The sequence below is a fragment of the Thalassococcus lentus genome (genome assembly GCF_028023555.1).
In the GTDB taxonomy this organism is placed as follows: Bacteria; Pseudomonadota; Alphaproteobacteria; order Rhodobacterales; family Rhodobacteraceae; genus Thalassococcus_A; species Thalassococcus_A lentus.
This window is the reverse complement of the sequence record NZ_JAQIOY010000001.1, coordinates 135,595-154,187: the sequence shown is the minus strand read 5'-3', so window position 1 is coordinate 154,187 and position 18,593 is coordinate 135,595. Positions and strand designations below refer to the sequence as shown.

Genomic DNA, 18,593 nt, shown 5'->3' with positions numbered 1-18,593 from the left:
ATGGCTGTCGAACAGATGTGCAACTGTTGCGTTAACCGGCAGGATAGATCATTTCTGGGCGGTATTGCGGCGTTTCGCAGGCCAGGGGCAAAAAATGCAGGAAACCGGTATTTCAGCGCAGGTTCCCGATTGGAGCCGTGAAGCCATCCGTCGTTTTTGGGATCCGGGCCAAAAACTGATGCGGGCGTTGCGCCGATATCAGGCAGCGCGAAAACGGGGTGGTGTTCTGGGTAAGGTCGCGTCCAAGTATTGGGCGTTGAACCATTTGTTCTGGTCCACGATCTGCCAGTCAGAGATTCATCTGAATACCGAAATCGGTGGCGGTCTCAGGCTGACACATCCGACCGGGATCATCATTCATTCCGACGCGAAAATCGGAGTGAATTGCATGATCTTTCATCAGGTCACCTTAGCCGGGCCCGTCGTTTTGGGTGGTCATGTGGATGTTGGTGCAGGCGCCAAACTGATTGGTCCGCTTTCCGTTGGCGATCACGCAGTGATCGGTGCCAATGCGGTTGTGACCAAGGATGTTCCAGAAGGTGCAACTGTGGCAGGGATACCGGCCCGGATCATCTCAGGAAACCAAACTGGCTGACCGTCCACAAACGAGCCTTCAGGTCTTGTCAAAGAACTGTGGCTTTTGCGCAGTTTCGCTGTTCAGAGCCCAATCATAGACCTGTCGAACCTGCCGCGCCTTTTGCGACCACAAAAAATGGCTTTGGACTCGGTCGCGCGCTGCTGTGGCCATGGCAGGCAGACCGCTTGGATCGTTCATCAAACTCTCCAGTTTCGCGGCAAATGCCTCGATGATTTCGGATCTCGTGCCGCAGGGCACTTTTAACCCTGTTCCGGGTACGACCAGTTCGCCGGGACCCGCGTAGTCGACAATCAGGGGCACAACACCCAGCGCCATCGCCTCCAGTACGACACCCCCGCCGAACTCGCGTATCGAAGGAAATGACAGAATGTGGGATCGGCACAGGATATCCTGAACCTCTTCATGCGCTTTCCAACCGTGGAACGTAACCGAGTGTTCGATTTCCAAAGACCGGGCGAGAGCCGTTAGCTCTGGCATCATTGGACCGTCGCCAATCATGTCCAGTTGCATCCGGCCGTCACGCAAAAGCGGGGCTGCCGCTTGAAACAGCATGTCCGCACCTTTGTAGGGCACCAAACGGCCCACAAAGGCCGCGCGCAGCGGGCCATCCTCTGGCTGTGCGACGCGGTTGAACCGACTGGGGTCAATCCCGTTCTCAGGGATGAAAATGCATCTGTCTCGGAACTGGGAAGGGACTTCGGATTCCGTATGCCGTGAGCCGACCAAGACAGCACTGGCATTGCGCAGGGTCGCAGTTCGCCCGGGCAGAACTTTGTAAGCAGACCGAACATAGCTCAGCCATTCTTTTTCTGCCTGACGTTCCGCTTCGAACCCCTTGGGCCAAGGCACCCCACCATTGAGCGGACCCAAAACAAACGGAACACCAGCGCTGGCGCATTTGCCAGCAAGCGAAGAGGAGATTGTTGGCGACAGCGGCGTGATGCGATGAACGACGTCGTATTCGCCAGCGCGAATAGCGTTGCCAAATTGCCGCCAGACAAGCCGTTCAAACCAAGGATAGGACAGGGCGTTGATGGCCTGAACCATGGTCCAGCCTTTGCCCTCACCCATCCGCAGCTTTTCGGCCAGTTTCCACATCGGTCTTGCAAAGGTTTCCGAGTCGATCGCAGTAAAGTCCTGCCCTTCAACCATCCCGGCGCGCACAAAAGCATCCCGGTTGCGGATTTGCGTAACGATATGAACGTCTGCCACCTCACGCAGCGCCGCGGCCAGTGACCATCCGACGAGCGGGACAGACACCCATTCGGGATTCGCAGCCTCGGCGATTGCAAGAACTCTGGGCTTTTTCGCGGTCACAGGATGGACTGCCATTTCAAAGTGGACACGTATTTTTGGAGCTTGAGCCGTTCGGCTCGGAGCTGTTCGGCATAGCCCATGAGCGCGCCGGCAATCAGCCAGGTCAGCGGCGTCAGTGTTGCGTTCGGCAGCATGTCAAAAATGTTGATCGCAAGGATCAGTGACAGCGGCGCAATCAAGGGCGACACGGGTTTATCCCGCTGTGCGATGGATTCGCGCCAGAGCAGGACCAGAGGCCAGACTAGCAGTCCGAATTCCGCCAGAAACCCGACCCAGCCATAGACGCCGATGACAATGATCCAGCGACCATCTGTTACGGTCAGGATATTGCCAGACACCGGGTCGAGTATGTGATTTCGCCCCCAACTGCCCCAGCCAAAAACCGGCTTAATGTAGGCCCGATCCAGCAGCGTTTGTTCGTTGTCAAAACGGAACTCAAGCGAAGCGGCGCGGTCTGCATCAATGCTTGCAGCTGCGTTGAGCAAACGATCTTGGGGAACAAGATTTGCGCCCTTGAGAACCGGGTAGGCCACAGCCAGTGATCCAATGACGATCGCCACTTTGATCTGTGTGACAGGTCCAAGCAGAACAACCATTGGAACCAGCATCACGACAAAGATCAAAGCACCCAGCGACTTTGCCAGAAACAGGATCATGGTCAGGTACAGAGCGGCCGCTAGGAATTTCCAGCGGTTGCTTTGCGTGTCCATGCGCCACAGAGCGTAGGCGGATACCACAGAGGTCATGCAGAAGAAGGCAACCCAAATGCCGTGATACAAGAAGACCACAGGCCTGTAGCCACCAAAGCGGATCGATTGCCCGAACAGGTGCTGATAGTAGCCATAGACCCAGAGGTTCAGCTGTGGCGAAAGACGCATTTCGATCAGCATCAGCAACGAGTAGAACAGGCCGCCAATCATAAGTGCCATCAGCAATTCACGTTGTGCGCCGCCCGATGCGAGGAACTGCCGGGCAAGCAGGAAAGGCAGAACCAGCAGGAATTGCTGCAGGATCAGCGCCAAGGCATCTTTGACCGCAAGGCCAGGCAGGCCGACCTGGCCAAAGAAGACCGGTTCATCGTTGGTCAGGACCGTCATGATCGGAGACAAAACAAACGTCAGGATCAGGATTTTTGCGACCCAGCTTGTCGGAAGCAGTGGCCCATCATATCCGTACCGCCACAGCGCAATCATGAACGCGGCCAATGCCGGAATGTTATGCTTGCCCAAGGGCGGCATCAAAGGCAGGTCAAAAACCGCTGGGGGTTCGGGCAGTAAAAGATAGCCCATCATCATGGTCCAAACCAATGCACGATCGGCCTTGAAACGCCCAAACAGCGCCATGGCGACCAGCGGCCAGATGGCCAGCATCAGGAATGCAATAGGATTGGGCATGGGCCTCAAACTTGTCCGAACGAGGAAACTGTTTACCATCCGGCTTTGGCAATGTCGCGTCAGCAATGGGCCGAATTCATGAAATCGGCTTCAAAACTGCTTGATTTGCTGGATTGCCTATGTCCCAGACACGGTGGGCCAAACTCTTGCCGCAAAACCATGGCAAGGCCCGCGGGTAATCTGGTGAATCGGGTGTGAGGCGACCAATGAAGACCGACAATCGGTTAAACATCGCGTATTTGTGCGATCACAGTCCATTGGACCGCAATCTTTATTCCGGTGGCAACGCGCGCATCTATGACGCTCTGCGCGCCCATGCCGGAGAGGTCACAATCCTGAGCCAGTCGTGGCACATGGCCGAACCCATTCGTCGACTGATCCAGAGCGCTCCTGAATCCTTTAACCTGAGGGCGCGCTGGCGGGCGCATCTTTTGCTGGCGCCGTTGATCGCACGCGGTGTTCGTTCCGAATTGTCCAAAGGCAAATACGATGTGCTGTTTGGGGCTTACTCCTTTCAGTCCATGCACAAAGTCGCTGCCCCCTATCCGCTGGTGCGCGCTTACACGTCGGACGCGACCCAAACGATCTATCGCTTGTCCGAAGTTGGACAGCAGTTCGATAGAAAATTCACGGGCGGCGGTATTCTGGATCGCTGGGTGGAACGGCAGGAAAAGACCGTCTTCGGCAATATGGACGTACTGCTCTGGCCGTCGCAGTGGCTCTTGCAAGAGGCGCAGCAACGCTATGGTCTCGACGCAGGTCACTGCCATCTTTTGCCATGGGGTGCGAATATTGGCGATGTGCCGCCGCCCGGCGCGCGACAGATCGATCAATCCGGCCCGGTCCAGCTGTTGTTGATCGGTCGCGATTGGTTTGCCAAGGGGGGCCCGATTGCTTTTGACACGATGCAGGCACTGCGCGCGAATGGCATAGACGCGCGATTGACCGTTGTAGGCTGCACGCCTCCGGATTTTCACTGCAATGAATGGGTGACGGTTCATCCGCAGTTGAATAAGGCGATCCCAGAGCAGGCCGAGACTTTTGATGCTTGCCTGTCCCGCGCGCATTTTCTGGTTCAGCCATCGTTCGAATCCTACGGCTTTGCCTTCTGCGAAGCATCGGCCTTTGCGCTTCCTTCGCTGTGCTTTCGGGTCGGGGGAGTTCCGGTCCGTGACGGGGTGAACGGATACGCTTTGCCGGTGGGCAGTACCGCAGAGGAATTCGCGAATCGAGTTTCCACTCTGATCCGTGATCCGAACGCTTATGCTGCGCTGAGCGCATCGTCCCGCGCAGAATATGAGCAGACCCTGAACTGGGATGCCTGGGGAAAGGCGGCGGCAGAGGTGTTATCTGACGCTGTTTCGCGTCAAAAATCAGCATTGAAATAAATCTGGCTTTAGACGGCGCGCCAATCTGGCCCTAACTGGTTTGAGGCCCGGCCAGTATTACCGATCCCAAGCCGCCGACCCGCACGAGGTCGGCGTAATAGCTTGGGAGACGCTTTCATGAAAATGACCACAGAAGAAGCTTTTGTAAAAGTACTGCAGCGCCACGGCATCGAGCATGCCTTTGGTATTATCGGTTCGGCCATGATGCCGATTTCCGATCTGTTCCCGGCTGCGGGAATCAAGTTTTGGGACTGCGCACACGAAGGCTCTGCTGGCTTCATGTCTGACGGTTTCACCCGCGCCACCGGCAAGATGTCGATGATGATTGCCCAGAACGGCCCGGGCATCACCAACTTTGTGACTGCTGTCAAAACAGCCTACTGGAACCACACGCCGTTGTTGCTTGTGACGCCTCAGGCCGCCAACAAGACCATTGGTCAGGGTGGCTTCCAGGAAGTTGAACAGATGAAGCTGTTCGAAGACATGGTCGCCTATCAGGAAGAAGTACGTGATCCGTCGCGTGTCGCCGAAGTGCTGACCCGCGTTATCGCCAAAGCAAAGCGCCTGTCCGGTCCGGCACAGATCAACATCCCACGTGATTTCTGGACGCAGGTTGTCGACATCGCCATCCCTGATCCGATCGAGTTTGAACAAAGCCCCGGTGGCGAAAACTCGGTTCAGGCCGCTGCTGATCTGCTTTCCTCGGCCAAGAACCCTGTCATTCTGAATGGTGCGGGCGTTGTCCTGTCGCAGGGCGGCATCGAAGCATCCAAAGAACTAGCCGAGCGCCTGTCCGCCCCGGTTTGTGTTGGCTACCAGCACAACGACGCCTTTCCTGGCTCGCACCCTCTGTTTGCTGGCCCACTGGGCTACAACGGCTCCAAGGCTGGCATGGAACTGATCAAAGACGCTGACGTTGTTCTGTGTCTTGGCACTCGCCTGAACCCGTTCTCGACCCTTCCGGGTTACGGAATGGAGTACTGGCCGGTTGATGCAAAGATCATTCAGGTCGACATAAACCCTGACCGCATCGGTCTGACCAAGAAAGTATCGGTTGGCATCGTGGGTGACGCAGCAAAGGTTGCCAAGGGTATCCTGAACGGTCTTTCGGATGATGCTGGTGATGCAGGACGTGATGCACGCAATGCCAAGATCGCCGAGACCAAGTCGCGCTGGAAGCAGCAGCTGACCGAGATGACCCACGAAGACGACGATCCCGGCACAAGCTGGAACGAGCGCGCGCGCGAAGCCAAGCCAGATTGGATGAGCCCGCGCATGGCGTGGCGTGCGATCCAACAGGCCCTGCCGCGCGAAGCAATCATTTCGTCCGACATCGGCAACAACTGTGCGATCGGCAACGCCTATCCTGACTTTGATGAAGGCCGTAAATATCTAGCGCCGGGTCTCTTTGGCCCCTGTGGCTACGGTCTGCCTGCCATCGTCGGTGCCAAGATTGGTCAGCCTGACGTTCCGGTTGTTGGGTTTGCTGGCGACGGCGCGTTCGGTATCGCGGTTAACGAACTGACGGCCATTGGTCGTGGTGATTGGCCACCGGTTACACAGATCGTCTTCCGCAACTACCAGTGGGGTGCGGAAAAGCGTAACTCGACTCTGTGGTTCGATGACAACTTTGTCGGCACCGAGCTGGACGAAGAAGTGTCCTATGCCGGAATTGCCAAGGCCTGTGGTCTTAAGGGTGTTGTTGCTCGCACCATGGACGAGCTGACCGACGCTCTGAATCAGGCGATCAAGGATCAGATGGAAAATGGAACCACCACGTTGATCGAAGCAATGATCAACCAGGAGCTTGGTGAACCTTTCCGTCGTGATGCGATGAAGAAGCCTGTCTCGGTTGCTGGCATCGACGCTGCGGATATGCAGCCCCAAGCCTCTGCATGAGCCAAGGCTCTGAAAATTTGACGCTGCCCGGGACAATCCTGGGCAGCGTCCGGTCGTTGCCGCCTCTTGCGCGGCTTTTGGACCGTGCTGCATCAAACCGTCAGCGCATCGCATTTGCCGAAGGCGAAGACCCGCGTATCGTTGCGGGTGCCTTGGCTGCGGTTGAAGCCGACGCAGCCGATGTTTTGCTGGTGGGCAAGACCGAAGCCGTTCAGGCTCAGTTGGCCAGTTTCGGTGCCACCGAAAACCAGCATATCTCAATCCATGACCCGGCAAGCAGCCCGTTGAGCGAGCCGCTGGCTCAGCTTTTTACAGACCTGCGCCAGCACAAGGGTATGACGATCGAACGCGCGCGCGACGCGGTGCAGCAACCCTTGTTTTTTGCGGCCTTGCTATTGCGGGCCGGACATGCGGACGGAACCGTCGGTGGCGCTGTTGCGACCACCTCTGATACCGTTCGGGCGGCATTACAGGTCATCGGCAAAGCACCCGAGGCCAAGCTTGTCAGCAGCTTCTTTCTGATGTGCCCGCCCCAAGGGCATTCAATCGGACAAGAGGCGATGGTGTTCTCTGATTGTGGCATGGTCATCGCGCCGGATGCAGCAGAACTGGCGTCGATCGCGCAACAGGCTGCCCAATCCTTCAAATCTCTTGCGGACGCCGAACCAAAGGTTGCGATGTTGTCTTTCTCTACCAAGGGCAGCGCGTCGCACGAAGCGGTGACCAAGGTCTCCGAGGCAACCGAGATTCTGAGAACACAGGCGCCCGCGCTGGCCGTGGATGGCGAATTGCAGCTGGATGCTGCGTTGGTGCCATCTGTCGCTGCAAGCAAAGCGCCCGGTTCACCTTTGGAAGGCGCTGCAAACGTCCTGATCTTTCCAAGCCTCGAAGCCGGCAATATCGCGTACAAGACCGCTCAGCGCTTTGGCGGTGTGACGGCCATTGGCCCCGTGTTGCAAGGCCTGTCGGCGCCTGCAAATGATCTGTCGCGCGGTTGCACGGCCGAGGATGTTTTGGCGATCATCGCCGTCACCGCTGTTCAGGCATTGGACCGGGGTCGTGAATGATGATCGAGCATTGCTGCGGAGAAGGCGCATCTTATGACAGAGCTAATTTCCCTGTCTCCAAGCGATGCTTTGCTTCTGGCGCTGTTGTGTGTGCTCGCCGGGATGGTCCGGGGCTTTTCCGGCTTCGCCCTGTCTGCGGTCGTGATGTCTCTCGGTGTGCTCATCCTGCCGCCGGTGGAACTGATTCCGATCTTGTGGTGGCAGGAAATCACAGCGTCGATCCTAATGGTCCGTGGCGGCCTGAAAGAAGCCGACAAAACCGTGGTGATTGGCCTGGTCGGAGGCTCGGCAGTTGGCCTTCCGTTCGGCCTGGCTTTGATGAAGTCCTTGCCCCTGGAAACCTCAAAACTGGTCGCACTGAGCATCATCATCGTTCTGGCGATCACGCAATTGGCTCGGGTGCGTATGGCGTTTCTTGCGACGAAACCGGGTCTTTGGGGATCTGGCGTGGTTGCCGGGATCGTCGCCGGGCTTTCGCAGGTCGGCGGCATGGTCGTCGCGCTCTACGTGCTGGCCCGAGATTCAGCGCCTCGCCAAATGCGCGCATCGCTTGTCATGTACCTTTTTTGCTCGGCTGTGATTTCCATTTTGACGCTGACACTCATGGGCGTGATGACCCAAACTGCAGTGATCCGCGGCTTTGCGCTTGCTCCGGCCTCGGCGCTGGGCGTTGTGATCGGCAAGTCTCTGTTCCGGCCTGCGTGGGAACCCTACTACAAACCGTTTTGTCTGATCCTTTTGATCGTACTCGCCTGCGTAGCTCTGCTGCGCGTCCTGCTGTCATGAATATTCGCACATACAACAATGTTCCAAATAATGGGACGGAGGCAAAACAGATGTTTTGCCTATTGGCGAATTTTCAAGACACCTTTACTTCGCTTTCCCGTGCCTGCACCTTGCAGGGCCGAAGAGGAGCCGCCTGATGTCCATCCCGATGCCGAACCTCGATACTTCGCCACACGTCTCTGACGAAGTACGCAAGACCACCTGCTACATGTGTGCCTGTCGCTGCGGCATCAACGTGCACATGAAGGATGGCAAGGTCGCCTACATAGAAGGCAACCGAGACCACCCAGTGAACAAGGGTGTGCTTTGTGCCAAAGGCAGCGCCGGGATCATGCAGCACAACGCGCCTTCGCGGCTGCGTGCTCCTATGCGTCGTGTCGGCCCGCGTGGCTCTGGCCAGTTCGAGGAAATCAGCTGGGATGAAGCACTGGAGCAGGCTGTAGGCTGGCTCAAACCAATTCGCGAAACCGCACCGGAGAAACTGGCATTCTTCACGGGGCGCGACCAATCGCAAAGTTTTACCGGCCTGTGGGCGCAGCAGTTCGGTACGCCGAATTTTGCGGCACATGGTGGTTTCTGCTCGGTTAACATGGCCACTGCCGGCATTTACACAATGGGCGGCGCCTTTTGGGAATTCGGCGCTCCTGACTGGGAGCGCACCAAACTCTTCATGATTTTCGGTGTCGCCGAAGACCATGACAGTAATCCGATCAAGATGGGTCTTGGCCGCCTCAAGGAACGCGGTGCCAAGGTTATCGGCGTTAACCCGATCCGCACTGGATACAACGCAGTCGCGGATGAATGGGTCGGAATCACGCCCGGCATGGACGGGCTGTTCATTCTCAGCCTCGTGCACGAATTGATGCGTGCCGGAAAAATCGACCTTGAGTATCTCGCGCGTTTCACAAATGCGCCGGTTCTGCTGGACAGCGATCCCAAGTCGGACGACTACGGCATGTTCTTGCGGGATGATGATGGCAAGATGCTCGTCATCGACCGCCGCACGGGCAAACCTGCGCCCTTCGACCAAAAAGGTGTTCAGCCCGATCTGAACGGTCATATCCGAATGGCCGGTGTGACCCATGTTACGGTCATGAACCAGATGGCCGAACGTTATCTGGACGCAAAGTATTCGCCTGATGTGGTTGGGCCTCAGTGCGGGATTTCCGCAGAGCGCATTCGCCGTATCGCGGCTGAAATCGCTCGTGTTGCCTTTGACGAAGCAATTGAGCTGGATCACAGCTGGACCGATTTCCGCGGTGACACGCACGACAAAATGGTCGGCCGCCCAGTCAGCTTCCACGCGATGCGTGGGATCAGCGCCCATTCCAACGGCTTCCAGACCTGCCGGTCGCTGCACATGCTGCAAATCATTCTGGGCAGCGTTGAAACGCCCGGTGGTTTCCGCTTCAAGCCGCCTTACCCCAAGCCATCCACAGCGCATCCCAAGCCGCATTTCACCGCGACGCCGGGCAAGCCACTGGATGGACCGCACCTTGGCTATCCGCAAGGCCCCGAAGATCTGGCGCTGCACGAAGACGGCAGCCCGATCCGCATCGACAAAGCCTTTACCTGGGAACATCCGTTGTCAGCACATGGCTTGATGCACATGGTGATTTCGAACGCACACGCTGGCGATCCCTATAAGGTCGACACGCTGTTCCTGTATATGGCGAACATGGCGTGGAACTCGTCGATGAACACGCGCAGCGTCATGGAGATGCTGACCGATACGGATGAAAACGGCGACTACGTCATCCCGAACATCATCTATTCGGATGCCTATTCCTCGGAAATGGTGGCCTACGCCGACCTGATCTTGCCCGATACCACATACCTTGAACGGCATGATTGCATTTCGCTGCTCGACCGTCCGATTTCCGAACCAGAAGCCGCGGCGGATGCGATCCGTTGGCCTGTGGTCGAACCTGACCGTGACGTCCGTGGTTTCCAGTCTGTGTTGATCGACCTTGCCGCCCGTCTTGGATTGCCCGGTTTCGTCAATGATGATGGCAGCGCCAAGTTTGAGGACTATGCCGACTATATCGTGAACCACCAGCGCAAGCCGGGGATTGGCCCGCTCGCTGGTTGGCGTATGGGTGAAAACGGTCTGTCTGACGGGCGCGGCGAACCCAACGAAGCGCAGATCGACAGCTATATCGCGAATGGCGGCTTTGGTGTGTTCCACATTCCTGACGACGCTCAGTTCTACAAGCCGTGGAACAATGCCTATCAGGATTGGGCCGTGAACCTCGGCCTTTATGATGCGCCTGCGCCATATCTGTTCGACATCTATGTTGAGCCACTGCGCAAATTCCAGCGCGCCGCCGAAGGGCATGGCGACCGTCAGCCGCCAGAACACCTGCGCGAACGACTGAAGCACACGATGGACCCACTGCCGCTTTGGTATGCTCCACTGTCGGATGAACGCGAAGACCTCGAGGAATTCCCGGTTCACGCGCTGACACAGCGACCTATGGCCATGTATCATAGCTGGGGAACCCAGAACGCGTGGTTGCGCCAGATCCACGGGCACAATCCGCTTTATCTGCCGACACACTGGTGGGAAAAGCTGGGCCTGAGCGATGGCGATTGGGTGCGGGTCACCTCGTCTCATGGCGAAATTACAGTGCCGGCGGCCCATATGGCGGCCCTGAACGAAAACACTGTCTGGACATGGAACGCCATTGGCAAACGCAAAGGCGCATGGGCCCTTGAGGATGGTGCGCCAGAAGCAACCAAGGGCTTCTTGTTGAATCACCTGATCCACGAATTGCTGCCGCCCAAGGGCGATGGCCTGCGGTGGGCAAACTCTGACCCGATTACAGGTCAGGCTGCTTGGTTTGATCTGCGTGTAAAGATGGAAAAGGCAGAAGCCCCGGCCGAGAGCCAGCCCGGTTTTGCACCGATCAAGTCACCGGTTGGCACCGGCCCTGACCAGCTGCGCTGGAAGGTGGGCAAATGACCAAAACCATGAAACTGACCCTCTTTGGGATCGCCTTCTTCTTTCTGGCGGTTGCAGGGTCGTTCATTTTCTTCGTCGCCACATGGGATCCTGAAAAGGAAGCCCCTGTTGTCTTGATGCCATCGCCGGCCGATCCATCGGCCATCGCAACGGCCACGCATGGCCTCTGTATCGATTGTGCATCCCGAATCTGGAGCCAGACATGACCCAATTGCCCGACAGCACTCAGCGCAAGCTGGGTCTTGTGATTGATCTTGATACCTGCGTCGGCTGTCATGCCTGCGTGGTATCCTGCAAAGGCTGGAACACCGAAAACTATGGCGCACCATTGTCCGATCAGGACCCTTATGGCGCTGACCCATCCGGGACGTTCCTGAACCGTGTGCACAGTTACGAAGTGCAGCCACTGGCCACGTCAGCCATGCCCCACCCGGCGGCCCAGCTGATTCACTTTCCAAAGTCTTGCTTGCACTGCGAAGACGCGCCCTGCGTTACAGTTTGCCCGACAGGGGCCAGCTACAAGCGCGTGGAGGATGGGATCGTTCTGGTCAACGAATCCGACTGCATTGGCTGCGGCCTGTGCGCATGGGCCTGCCCCTATGGCGCACGCGAACTGGATCAGGCCGAAGGTGTGATGAAGAAGTGCACGCTTTGCGTGGACCGGATTTACAACGAAAACCTGCCCGAAGAAGACCGGGAACCGGCTTGTGTGCGAACCTGCCCTGCGGGCGCACGCCACTTTGGTGATTTCAGCGATCCAGATAGCGCGGTCAGTCAGCTTGTGGCCGAACGTGGCGGAATGGATCTGATGCCGGAACAAGGCACCAAGCCCGTGAACAAATACCTGCCACCCCGTCCAAAGGACGGCTGGCAAGGCGAGACCGATGTGCTCGCACCTTACCTTGAACCAGTTGCCGAAGAGCCCCAAGGGTTCCTCGGCTGGCTCGACAAGACCTTGGAGAAGCTCTGATGCATCCAGCGCCGTCCATTATCGCATTCACCACACTGTCTGGCCTCGGGCTGGGGCTGTTGTTCTGGCTCGGGCTCGATCCGACTGCGCCGACCGGTTGGGTCGGGTTCGCATTCTTTGCCATCGGCTACGCAATGGCCGTTGGCGGCTTGTCGGCCTCGACTTTCCACCTCGGGCGGCCAGAGCGTGCGCTCAAGGCCTTTACGCAGTGGCAGACCAGTTGGCTGTCACGCGAAGCATGGTGCGCCGTCGCTGCGTTGACGGTGATGGGCATTTACGCCTTTTTCCTCGTCTTCTTCAGCGTTCAGATCGCGCCATTGGGTTGGCTGGGAGCAGTGCTGTGCCTGCTGACGGTCTACACAACGTCGATGATTTATGCCCAGCTCAAGACAGTGCCGCGTTGGCACCATTGGTCGACCTCTGCATTGTTCCTCGCACTGGCCTTGGCTGGCGGGGCGCTTTTGTCCGGGCGGGTCACGATCGCCATGGTTCTTTTGCTGATCGCAGGCGGTTTGCAGGCGTGGTGGTGGCAGACCGGTGACAAACGTCTCAAGGATTCTGGTTCGTCGATGGAATCGGCAACCGGCCTCGGATCGATCGGTGCCGTGCGTGCCTTTGAACCGCCGCACACTGGGAACAACTATTTGCTGCGCGAAATGGTGCACGTCGTAGGCCGCAAGCATTCACAGAAGCTGCGCCTGATTGCGCTGGGCCTGATGATGGTTTTGCCGGTCTTGCTATTGTTGCTTCCGTTTGGACATGTCTGGGCGTTGGTCGCAGTGCTGGCTCATGTGGCCGGCGTCGCGGTTGCCCGATGGCTCTTCTTTGCCGAAGCTGAACACGTGGTGGGCCTCTACTACGGTAAACGCTAACAGTCGTTTCCTTGTACCACACAAAGAAAAGAGCCGGGCGCAGATGCTGCCCGGCTCTTTCTCTTTGTCTAGTGGATGTCAGCTTTTGCCAAATCGTTTCTTGAACCAACTGCCACCATCATCGATCTTGTCGCCCACCGCGTCCAGCGCGGGATCAATACGCGCGGCACGGAAACGCCGCCAGCGCACCCAGATGGCCCAGAAAACTGCGGCCAGTGTCAGCAGGATTAGGATGTTTACCCATGGAATGATGCGCACTTCAGGCCCTTCGACGGGGCGCACGGAAATCGCATTGGGAAACACGGACAGCAGTTCATTCCGCCAGCCATAATGTTTGATCGCGACCCATTGGGGGGCATCAGCCGTTGAACGCAGATCGGCGGCCTCGGCCTGAAGGTTCGAAGTGTCGAATTTGAAGTACGGCGGCCAGCTCCAACCGGTGTCTTCGTTGCGGAAGACCATGACGCTGTCATTGGCACGACGGGTCTGAATAAAGAAAACGTCCCGGTTTTGCAGCGTGCCATCACTGCCCACGTCCGCTTGGGCCCAGAACCAGCGGTTTTCGCCCGGATCCACGCGTTTTTCGTAGGTGTCAGTTACCCGCGCGATGTCGTGCTGGGGCAAAGTGTAGTGCAGGAACGCAAACACGCACGCCCAGAACACCACGATAACGGTCCATTTCACATAGGTCACTGTTGTGGCCCCTTCAGTAAAAGTTGGTCAGATAGATGATAACGCACATCAGAGTAAAGGGCACGATGTAGACTCCAAGGATCAGCTTGCGACGCAGCGATCCGTCATATTCTTGCAGCCCGTTGTCGACGAACGTGTCTTTTGGAAGCGGCGGTTGGGTTTCTTCCCACTCTGCTTCCAGTTTTCCTCTTCTCACAGCGCGTGAATAGAGCGACAGCGAGATATAGACGACTGTCAGAACCAGAAAACCAATGATGAATAACCGTGCCATCGCGAACATGGGCCGTACTCCCTTTCCAACCACCTGATACGGGTGCGCTGGAAAATCAAGCTACCAGACGTTTGTTTTCCAGCGGCGCGGCGCTGTCGCGACGGTCAGCAGCATCAATGGCGCCCAGATGATCGCTGCCTTTGCACCCAGCATTGCCATGTGCCGCAGCCCTGCGCTGGCGCCCGGAAGGGCCGCGATGCGGCTGTCCTGAACGGCGTAGATCACCGCGAACAGTACGGACGACAGGCCCCAAAGTACCAGACTGGCAATGATGGCAACGCCCAACAATCCCAGTAGCGTTTCGGGCAGAAGCCGTTCAACCAGACGGGTCACGACAACAGCCAGAATAAGCAACACCAGAACGGGAAGGCCGAGAGACAACAGCATGGAATTTCATGTGGCCTTTGCACGGCGGTCCGTCAAGCAGGCGCGCTCTATTGTGAAAGGATGGAGTAGAGCGTCGAATGCAGCAACTGCGGTTCATCCCCAAAGCGCACGACCACCGCATTTTCAGACGGGACGAGATAGACGACCTGCCCGCCATGTCCCATCAGATAGGTGAATGGACCCTGAACTTGCTGGCCGGGCCGGTCAAGAACGTCATGCCGCACATGCCAGCCATAGTGACCTGCGCTTCGGGTTTCTGGATCCAAATCGGGGAACAGAAATGCCTGATGCAGGGCAGCGGGTAGGAAAGGGGTGTCACCGCCGTTGTTTAGTAAGAACTGCCCGACGCGTAACCAATCGGCGGGCCGCGCATAGAGGCAGCACCAAGCCGACGCAATTTCCGTATCCGGCACGTTGCGCCAATAGGCGTCCGACGCACCGGCTGGCTTCCAGATCAAGTCCGACAGAACGTCCTGAACTGGCCTGTTGTACAACCGTTCTATTGCACGGCCCAGCAAGGCGGTGTTGGCGCTTTGATAGTGGAAGTGTCCTTGATAGGCTGGCTCGATACGGATGCGTCGCATCAAAGGGTCAATTCCAAAGGCCTGCAGTTTGGCGACCGGGCTGAATGGTGAAAACGACTGATCGTCCATGGCCGCCTGTTTTTCGTCCTTGGGCGGCTCATACCCCAAGGCAAGCCCGGATGTCATACTCAGAACGTCGCGCAGGCTGACATCCGGGGTATCGGGGCCCAGCACTGTTTGCAGCGGTACATCCAGATCAGGGATCAGCCCATCGGCCATGGCGCGGATCGTCAGCGCGGCGACCAGCGTCTTGACCAGCGAATAGGAATTCAGCCGGGTTTCCGGATCAATGCCATCTCCGTACAGGGCACGCACGGGCCTGTCCCCCTGCGCGACCAGCAAAGCGCGCCCCTTGCTTTGGGCAAACAGCCGTGCAGCGTCCAGCGGCAATTGCGTTTCCGGTATTGGTTGAAATGCAAGGCCGTCGACAGTGCTGAATTCACCGGGCGCAGGCCAGATTGGCCCGGGGAATCCTTCCTTTCTCAGGACCAGAATTTGAGGCGCAAAGATCCAGAGCCCGGCCCAAATGACAAGGACAGACGCCAGCGTGACAGCAGCAAAGGTGGTTGCAGTTCTGCGCTTGGAAAAGGAACGAATATTGAAGCGTGTCATTGGTCAGGAAGCCGAGCCGGGTCGGCCCGCTTGCGCCAGCCAAAATTTGTATCTCAGCTGCGCCTTGTCTCGGGTCGCTTTGCGAATTTTACGCTCAAACAATGCGAATGCCTGGTGAGGATCATGGTGGTCTACCCAATTGTCGCCGGGCGTGTCTGCCCCGAGTATTTCCCAATCCGAGTCGCGTGGTGGTTCAGTAAACAGCGGGCTGGCGGCCTCCATAAGAGAGATGCCAAACCCGCGTTTCAGGGCATGCGCCGCAAAGATGACCGCGTGTGCACGGGGCAGCCAAGGTGTGCCCGAACCGGTTTGCGCAGCCGCAACCCATTCGTCCAACGCTGCAGGCGATGGGGCGTGATCAGGGTCTGGCTGCGCAGTGGCGGGCATTACACCGTCATGCAGATGTATTTAAGCTCGAGGAAATCCTCTATCCCGTGGTGGCTGCCTTCCCGGCCAAGGCCAGACTGCTTGATGCCGCCAAAGGGCGCAACTTCGGTCGAGATGATCCCGGTGTTCACACCGACAATGCCGTATTCCAGAGCCTCGGCCACTTTGTAGACGCGGCTGAGATCCTTGGCGTAGAAGTAAGAGGCAAGGCCAAAGATCGTGTCATTGGCCATAGCAATCACATCGTCTTCGTCTTCGAATTTGAACAGCGGAGCGAGCGGGCCAAAAGTTTCTTCGGTCGCGACCTTCATCTCTTGGGTGACGCCTGTGACGATGGTCGGTGCAATGAAGTTTCCGTCCATGCCGTCTTTGCCGGTGCCCTGCAGGATCTGCCCACCCTTGGCCAGCGCGTCATCGATATGTTCAACGACTTTATCCGATGCTTCGGCATTGATGAGCGGGCCAAGATCGGTGCCGTCTGCCAGACCGTCACCCACCTTCATGGTTGCCACACGGGCGGCCAGTTTTTCGGCAAAGGCATCGTAGACGCCGGCCTGAACATAGATGCGATTGGCGCAGACGCAGGTTTGGCCGTTGTTGCGGAATTTGCAGATGATGGCGCCGTCTACAGCCGCATCCAGATCGGCATCGTCAAATACGATAAAGGGCGCGTTGCCGCCCAGTTCCATTGAGCATTTCAACACATTGTCAGCAGCCTGCCGCATCAAAATGCGCCCAACTTCGGTGCTGCCCGTAAAGGTCAGTTTGCGCACCTTCTGGTTCTCGCAAAATTCCTTGCCTACTTCTGAAGCCGAAGACGAGGTCACGATATTGAACACACCCGCCGGAATTCCCGCTCGTTCCGCCAGAACAGCCATTGCAATCGCTGAAAGCGGGGTCTCAGTGGCGGGACGTCCGACAAAGCTGCAACCGGCTGCCAAGGCAGGCGCGGCCTTGCGGGCAATCATTGCATTGGGAAAGTTCCAGGGTGTGATCGACGCTGCGACCCCGATGGGCTGTTTGAGAACGGTGATGCGTTTGTCGCGCTGATGGCCCGGAATGGTTTCGCCATAAATACGCTTTGCCTCTTCGGCAAAGAACTCGATGAAGGACGCACCATAGGCCACTTCGCCTTTGGCTTCTGCCAAGGGTTTGCCCTGCTCGGCTGTCATGATGATCCCAAGGTCGTCTTGGTTTTCCATCATCAGGTCGAACCATTTGCGCAGAACTGCGGCACGTTCCTTGCCCGTCCAGCTGGACCAGTCCTTTTGAGCGACATAGGCCGCATCAATGGCTGCCCCCACCTGTTCACGGCTCAGATCAGCCACCTGTGCAATCACATCCAGACGCGCTGGATTTGATACATCAAAAGTCTTGTCGCCAGTCGTCCATTCGCCGTTCACATAAGCACGTGTTTCCAGCAGACTTGGATCTTTCAACAGGCTTTGCAGATTTGTCACCTGATCGAGCATTGCGTTCTCCGTCATGATACGTTGCAGTAGGCAAAGCAGCCTTTGGGCCCAGCATATAGAGCCAGATCGGAGAATGCGATGGAGCTAGATGATGCTTATGCAAATGCCGCCTATATTCCCGGTGCGGCAGATTATCCAACCCGTTGGGCTGATCAGGCGGAAGCGTTTCGAACGCAGCTGTCGGTCGTCGGACGTGCCCGACTTGGCCTGATGTATGGTCACGGAACGAGACAGGTGCTCGACCTGTTTCTTCCGGACGGTCCAGCTGCCGGTCTGATGGTGTTTGTGCATGGTGGGTATTGGCTCAAATTCGACCGATCATACTGGTCGCATTTGGCGCAGGGCGCTTTGGCCAATGGATGGGCAGTCGCGATGCCGTCTTATGATCTTTGTCCCAGGGTGCGCATTTCAGATATCACTCGGCAGATTGCGCAGGCCATCACTGTTTGCGCGCATGAAATCCCTGGTCCGATCCGTCTGGCCGGGCATTCGGCAGGCGGTCATCTGGTCGCGCGCATGTGTGCTCCGGACGTTTTGCCAGAGGACGTCGCCGCAAGGCTGGTCCACGTCATGCCCATTTCGCCGGTCTCGGATATTGCACCGTTGATGCAGACTTCTATGAATGCGGATCTGAAAATCGATCCGACCGAAGCGAAGGCAGAAAGTCCGGTTTTCCAGCCTGCCCCCGAGGTTCCGGTCACGGTATGGGTAGGGGCAAGGGAAAGGCCTGTCTTTCTCGATCAGGCGGAATGGCTAGCCAAGGCATGGGACTGCGCGCATGTGGTCCAGAAGGGCAAACACCATTTTGATGTGATTGATGGACTGGCTGATCCTAATTCTGACATGGTGACGCGCTTGCTGGGCGTCGCTGAATAAAAAAATTTATAACACGCAAACTTTTTCCCAAGGAAGTTGGGCGCAGCTGCGTCTG

General features: G+C 57.4%; 18 protein-coding genes. 10 read left to right on the top strand and 8 right to left on the bottom strand.

The genetic code is table 11. From position 1 onward, the window contains the following. Positions 1–94: 94 nt before the first annotated feature. Positions 95–595, top strand: a complete 501-nt coding sequence (locus tag PFY00_RS00795) for a serine O-acetyltransferase (protein WP_271430613.1) — start codon at positions 95–97, stop codon at positions 593–595. Positions 596–613: 18 nt separating this feature from the next. Here PFY00_RS00795 and PFY00_RS00790 read toward each other — a convergent pair whose 3' ends face one another. Further along, a complete protein-coding gene (locus PFY00_RS00790; RefSeq protein WP_271430612.1) occupies positions 614–1,930 on the bottom strand; it encodes a glycosyltransferase family 4 protein in 1,317 nt (438 codons plus the stop codon). Continuing rightward, positions 1,912–3,309, bottom strand: a complete 1,398-nt coding sequence (locus tag PFY00_RS00785; RefSeq protein ID WP_271430611.1) for a hypothetical protein — start codon at positions 3,307–3,309, stop codon at positions 1,912–1,914. The genes PFY00_RS00790 and PFY00_RS00785 overlap by 19 nt, the downstream gene beginning before the upstream one ends. A gap of 206 nt (positions 3,310–3,515) precedes the next feature. Between PFY00_RS00785 and PFY00_RS00780 the strand changes: the two genes are divergently transcribed. The 8 genes from PFY00_RS00780 to PFY00_RS00745 all read left to right on the top strand — a co-directional run bounded on the left by PFY00_RS00780 (position 3,516) and on the right by PFY00_RS00745 (position 13,256). Next, positions 3,516–4,697, top strand: a complete 1,182-nt coding sequence (locus PFY00_RS00780) for a glycosyltransferase family 4 protein (protein ID WP_271430610.1) — start codon at positions 3,516–3,518, stop codon at positions 4,695–4,697. 117 nt (positions 4,698–4,814) lie between these two features. Beyond that, positions 4,815–6,596, top strand: coding sequence for a sulfoacetaldehyde acetyltransferase (gene xsc, locus PFY00_RS00775; protein ID WP_271430609.1), 1,782 nt, complete (start codon positions 4,815–4,817; stop codon positions 6,594–6,596). Continuing rightward, complete coding sequence (pta, locus tag PFY00_RS00770) at positions 6,593–7,663, top strand: phosphate acetyltransferase (RefSeq protein ID WP_271430608.1); 1,071 nt, start codon at positions 6,593–6,595, stop codon at positions 7,661–7,663. The genes xsc and pta overlap by 4 nt, the downstream gene beginning before the upstream one ends. 33 nt (positions 7,664–7,696) lie before the next feature. After that, the gene (locus PFY00_RS00765; RefSeq protein ID WP_271430607.1) at positions 7,697–8,449 is read left to right on the top strand and encodes a sulfite exporter TauE/SafE family protein; all 753 of its coding nucleotides are present in this window, start codon (positions 7,697–7,699) and stop codon (positions 8,447–8,449) included. A gap of 136 nt (positions 8,450–8,585) precedes the next feature. Further along, positions 8,586–11,414, top strand: a complete 2,829-nt coding sequence (locus tag PFY00_RS00760) for a molybdopterin oxidoreductase family protein (RefSeq protein WP_271430606.1) — start codon at positions 8,586–8,588, stop codon at positions 11,412–11,414. Continuing rightward, a complete protein-coding gene (locus PFY00_RS00755; protein WP_271430605.1) occupies positions 11,411–11,620 on the top strand; it encodes a hypothetical protein in 210 nt (69 codons plus the stop codon). The genes PFY00_RS00760 and PFY00_RS00755 overlap by 4 nt, the downstream gene beginning before the upstream one ends. Next, positions 11,617–12,384 carry a 4Fe-4S dicluster domain-containing protein gene (locus tag PFY00_RS00750; protein ID WP_271430604.1) on the top strand — a complete coding sequence of 256 codons (768 nt, stop codon included), beginning with the start codon at positions 11,617–11,619 and terminating at the stop codon, positions 12,382–12,384. The genes PFY00_RS00755 and PFY00_RS00750 overlap by 4 nt, the downstream gene beginning before the upstream one ends. After that, positions 12,384–13,256, top strand: a complete 873-nt coding sequence (locus tag PFY00_RS00745; protein WP_271430603.1) for a dimethyl sulfoxide reductase anchor subunit family protein — start codon at positions 12,384–12,386, stop codon at positions 13,254–13,256. Before PFY00_RS00750 ends, PFY00_RS00745 begins: the two co-directional genes overlap by 1 nt. A 78-nt stretch (positions 13,257–13,334) precedes the next feature. On the opposite strand, the gene PFY00_RS00740 is transcribed toward PFY00_RS00745, so the two are convergent. From PFY00_RS00740 to PFY00_RS00715, 6 genes are read right to left on the bottom strand one after another with little or no spacing between them, the layout of a single operon-like run. Further along, positions 13,335–13,949 carry a DUF1523 family protein gene (locus PFY00_RS00740; RefSeq protein ID WP_271430602.1) on the bottom strand — a complete coding sequence of 205 codons (615 nt, stop codon included), beginning with the start codon at positions 13,947–13,949 and terminating at the stop codon, positions 13,335–13,337. A gap of 13 nt (positions 13,950–13,962) precedes the next feature. After that, positions 13,963–14,229: a hypothetical protein gene (locus tag PFY00_RS00735; protein ID WP_271430601.1), complete on the bottom strand. Its 267-nt coding sequence runs from the start codon at positions 14,227–14,229 to the stop codon at positions 13,963–13,965. Positions 14,230–14,280: 51 nt separating this feature from the next. After that, entirely contained in the window at positions 14,281–14,607 is a 327-nt protein-coding gene (locus PFY00_RS00730; RefSeq protein ID WP_271430600.1) for a hypothetical protein, read from the bottom strand. Positions 14,608–14,654: 47 nt separating this feature from the next. Beyond that, on the bottom strand, positions 14,655–15,803 hold the full coding sequence (locus PFY00_RS00725) for a serine hydrolase domain-containing protein (protein ID WP_271430599.1): 1,149 nt from the start codon (positions 15,801–15,803) through the stop codon (positions 14,655–14,657). A 3-nt stretch (positions 15,804–15,806) separates the two neighbouring features. Continuing rightward, positions 15,807–16,190 carry a hypothetical protein gene (locus tag PFY00_RS00720; protein WP_271430598.1) on the bottom strand — a complete coding sequence of 128 codons (384 nt, stop codon included), beginning with the start codon at positions 16,188–16,190 and terminating at the stop codon, positions 15,807–15,809. Continuing rightward, positions 16,190–17,662: an NAD-dependent succinate-semialdehyde dehydrogenase gene (locus PFY00_RS00715; RefSeq protein WP_271431428.1), complete on the bottom strand. Its 1,473-nt coding sequence runs from the start codon at positions 17,660–17,662 to the stop codon at positions 16,190–16,192. Before PFY00_RS00715 ends, PFY00_RS00720 begins: the two co-directional genes overlap by 1 nt. Before the next feature lie 78 nt (positions 17,663–17,740). Between PFY00_RS00715 and PFY00_RS00710 the strand changes: the two genes are divergently transcribed. Continuing rightward, positions 17,741–18,538 carry an alpha/beta hydrolase gene (locus PFY00_RS00710; RefSeq protein ID WP_271430597.1) on the top strand — a complete coding sequence of 266 codons (798 nt, stop codon included), beginning with the start codon at positions 17,741–17,743 and terminating at the stop codon, positions 18,536–18,538. Positions 18,539–18,593: the final 55 nt, after the last annotated feature.